1 protein-coding gene and 1 pseudogene are annotated in these 4546 nt (G+C 59.1%); both read right to left on the reverse strand.

Annotated elements, in window-relative coordinates:
- Positions 1-697: pseudogene (locus EOB49_RS32955) on the reverse strand (integrase); the annotation flags it as partial.
- Positions 698-1017: 320 nt separating this feature from the next.
- A complete protein-coding gene (locus EOB49_RS32965; protein WP_127310561.1) occupies positions 1018-4389 on the reverse strand; it encodes an autotransporter domain-containing protein in 3372 nt (1123 codons plus the stop codon).
- Positions 4390-4546: the final 157 nt, after the last annotated feature.

Raw genomic sequence — 4546 nt, forward strand, 5'->3', positions numbered from 1 at the left:
ATGCGGCGGAACAGGGGTCCACGTGCGATGCGGCCAAAGCGGATCCAGCTCTCGAGCGCGACTACGGGGTAGGTGTGGTCGCTGGAGCCGCGGCCGACCTCGACCTCGCGCCAGCCGGTCTTGCCGCGCAGGGTGACCAGCAGCCCTTGCCGTCAAAAATCTCGATCCAGCCGGCGCCATCGCTGTTGTCGTCGCGCATGACGTCGAGACCGACGATCTCGGAGCGCCGCAGGCCGCCGCCACAGCCCAGGAGCAAAATAGCGCGGTCGCGTAGGCACCTGAGGTCGTGGCCGAGCGTGGCGATCATCGCCAGGACCGCCTCTTTCTGCCGCGGTGGCTTTTGCGTGCTTGCGCGGCGAATGCCGGCAAGAACCGTATAGATATGCCGCTCCGCGTGGTCCAACGGCCGGCCGCGCTGGGTAAAGTTCCAGGCGAGGCCGGAAAGCCGCCGCTCGATGGTCGCAACCGAAAGGGCAGGGGCGCCACGCTTCGGATCGCCGGCGGCGGTGCCCAAGGCACAGGCGCTGATATTGAGCCTGATCACCTTCGAGCCCGGAGGCAGGGGATCGAAGCCAGCGCGCCGGCACCAGGAGGAAAAATGCCGCCAATCCTTGGGGTAGGCGTCGCGCGTGTTCTCCGAGGTGGCGTTGTAGCCCCTCGCGGTCTCGACCAGTTCCTGGACATGCGCCGGGACTCTTTGAGCCGGGTCTCCATCTCCTTGTAGAGCTTGTCAAGCTCGCCATCGACTGGCTTCAGGTCGTCGATTGAACATTGCGTCATCATAGGCTTTGTGCCTTGTTGTAGCAGGCATCGTCCGTTCGCGCGGCGGACACAGACATCACCGTCGCTGAGCCGAGAACGACGGTAAAAGAAAATGCACTCACTGACTTCATAACCAATCTCTTTTGCGGGTGATTTAGAAACGGACGCCGAGCTTGGCGCTGAACCCGTGTGTCTGGGCATCCGAGGCGATCTGTCCCTGATAGGCGATGCCGAACGTCGCGTTCTCGGTGATGTTTACGTCCAGCCCAGCTTCGAGCAGAGCTGCGTTCTTTGCGATCGGCACGCCCTTGATGGCGAAGGAGGAACCGCCAGCAAAGGCAAGAGCGGTATCCGGCCGAGGGTCAGTACCGTCGACGCACGCAGACCTAGCGTGGTAAACGCCGTGTCGCTCGAGCGATCCCCGCTCGACAAGGCGGCTGCGCCGCCCTTCTCGGTGAAGCCATCGGCGTCAAAATTCACATAAGCGAGATTAGCGTAGGGCTCGAAGGAAGCCGAAGCCGTATTGATACGGTAGCCGAGCTCGCCAAAGGCCTGGAACGTGCCGGCGTCGTAATCGGCCGAAAGGCTGTCGGCGAAGCCTGGAAAGACCACGGACCTGCCGGTCTCGATGCTGTGCCAGGTATAGGCAAGGCCGGAACGAAAACCGAGATTGCCGTTTTGCGTGCCGGCAACAAGACCGAGATGGTAATTCTCGCTCGAGCCCGACGACGCGCGATCGTCCGCCTCCAAGGAGGTATGGCTGTAGCCGCTGATGAGGCCGAGCCGCCAGCTTTCGCCGACAGCCGCGTCACCGCCAGCCAGAAAGCCGCCTGTCGAGTGATCGAGACCGGCGGCATTGCCGTCGCTGTCGAGATGACCCCAGGCGCCGAAGCCACGGCCCCATACGGCGAAATTCTCACTCGTTGCCGGGGCCAGTTCCAGACCACCCAGCCCATAAGTCATCACCGGAACGCTGGAGGCACCGACGCCGTCGAACGCCGCACGGATCCGTTCGCTCGCGGCATCGCGTACAGAATGACTGTCCTCGATGAGGCCGCTATGAATGGAAGCATGAACCTCGCCTGATAGCATATCGAAAGCGTTGCGGGCTTCCGGCGCCGTCAGGAACAGGATGTTGTCCTGGATCGGATTACCGCTTCCAAGCGCCTGAGCCGCTGCGGCGACCGAGCGTTGATTGAAGGTGCTGGCTACATCGGCAAATGCCGTCGATGTGCGGCTGATATCGAGATAGACATTGTTGGCATCGTAGACGAGCTGGAAATCGACGAAGGGCGTCGCGTCTGTCGCCAGAGCCCCCGTCAGCCCGCCATAGGTGCCGCTTACGCCCCCTGCTGCGGAGAGCAGAGTATATCGGGCATCGACCGATAGCGTTCCCTGCCGCAGCAGCTCGATCTGCGCGCCGCTGTCGATCGCCGCTGCTCCGCCAACATCGATGAGATCGGACGACCTTGCGAGGTCGACCTGATAGATCGATCCGGACTGCTGCGCGAAATCGCCCGTGACAGTCAGTGTGGTGACGATCCTGCTCGGATCGGTCGCACTGCCAGGAGCGACCGTGCCGCCCTCGGAAATGGTGACCGCACCGTAGGTGCCGCCGCCTGCGACGACACCGCCGCTGTTTGCGATAGCCGTGCCCCCGATCTGCCCGTCATTCCCGAGAAAGCCGGACGTGGTCGCATCATGGGAAAGCACACCTGTATCGGCAAGCAGCAATCCCGCGCCGGAACCGACCGTCGTCATGCCGGAAAAATTGTTCTTTCCGCTCAGCGTTTGCACGCCACCGGCAACGAATAGTTTGCCGCCCATATTATTGTTATCAACGTCGAGGTCGTTGATGCTGCCGGCGAAAGTGTCGTTCGAAGCCGTTAGCACCAGGGTACGCTTGCCCAGTTCGACCGTTCCGCTGCCACTCAGGCTACGAATACGGGCATCGTTGTAGGCGTCGGAGATTCCCCAATAGTCGCTGCCATTTCCATGTTCGGAGATATCGAACGTGCCGTCTGCAACGACTTTCGCTGACCGTTGGATGTTGCCGAGCCCCGCAAGCGAGAGATAGGCATCCTGAGCAATATTCGTCTCGCCGGTGTAGGTGTTGACATTCGTCATCCGGACCACCGTCTTTGTATCAAGCGTCAGCGATCCGGAGCCGGAGACGACACCCGCTATGCCGAACCCGCCCTCATTCCCCATGCTCGTCGTGATCCTGCTCAGACCGGTCCCTTCGGGTGCGGATGAATCGGTAGAGAAGTTGCTGGCAGTGACGAAATGTGACGTATAAGCGGTATACTTCTTCTCCAGATCGAAAATGACCGATCTGTTTTTGAAGAAGTCAAGACCGGCAACAAAACTGGTCTGGTCATTGGGTTGTTCCGTCGTGCCGCTGGTGTAGGTGAAGTCGATATTGTCCAGCCTTACCGGATCGCCATCCGTTCCTGCGATTGTAACGCTCGGGATGTTGCCCGATGCGCTTACGATCTCGCGTTGCTCATTTCTCCGAACATTTTTAAGTTTGACGCCCGCATCCTGAAATTGCTTCAGCATCGCATCACTGATCTCCAGACTGCCACCGCCCGGTGTGCCGGTGTCGAGCAATACCGCGGTCTTGTTGGGGTCGGTGATTGGTGGGGCTCCATCCTTAACCGTGTACTGCAGATTGTAGCTGCCTTCGTATTCGGTCGAGGCATTGGCGCCAGAGCCAGGAAAATTCTGATAAGAATCCTGATCTTTTTCCTCGGGTTCTCCCCATGGCATGGCATTAGTATATTGGGCCCGGAGGCTTGGATTGAGGTTGACAATCGTGCAGGGGGAACAGCCAGGCGTTTGGTCGCTCTCGGAATCCGGATTCACATTGGCGGAGACCACGTAGCCAGACCTGGTGACACTGCCCATCATGCCCCAGACACTTGTCTTGCCAAGAAAATCGCCGGCCCCGAATGTACCTGCGAAATCGCCGCCTTCGTCTGCCATCTTGCCAGCGGTCATTTTCGCCCGCTGCTCCTTATCGGCGTGATAAGGTTCTTGGAGATCCTGACCATACATATCTTTAAGTCCATCCGTCACGGATCCCGGCGTGCACTTAAGATTGTTGTCCTTGCAATACGCATGGGTATAGACAAAATCGAGAATGCGAGCAGCCCGGTATTTCTTATCGCTTACAGACGGCCCGTCGATTGTTATCTTTTGATCTGGATCGACATATGTAAATTTATCAATTTCCACGTTCTGAAGCTTATTACCATACGTTCCGTCCCCGTACGTATATACGTAAGGCGTGTCGGCAATCGGGCGGACCCCGGTCACCTCTGACCCGATCTGCGTGTTGAGCTGGTCCGAGCCCGTGTCGAATACGTATCGCTGCGCGTTGCCATTGTTGATCTTGGCCCAGATGCCCAGGCGGTCATGGCCTTCCCCGACATACTCCAGCGGGATCGAAATCGGGTCGTCGGCCAACGCTTCTCCAGTTGGAAATGCTACCAGACCCACCCCGAGAGACACAGCCGGCAGGAATACCGTCGTCATCGCGGTGGTTGCCGCCAGAAAGTTCTTTGTCCTGAAACAAGCCTGCATACCTGGTCCTCGAAAAAGTCTCGCAAACTGATTGATCATTGGAACGGCCTCCTGAATTGTTTAACGAGACCCTTTATGGCGGCCCTGGCTGACAACAGCCTGAAAGCTGCAAGCGGCCTGCGAGAATGGGGCGATCCTGAATGACGACAGATGCTGTCAACAATGGATGAGTGCTCGGCCTGAAAGCTGAGCACGC

It is taken from the genome of Mesorhizobium sp. M7A.F.Ca.MR.148.00.0.0 (assembly GCF_003997735.1).
GTDB lineage: Bacteria > Pseudomonadota > Alphaproteobacteria > Rhizobiales > Rhizobiaceae > Mesorhizobium.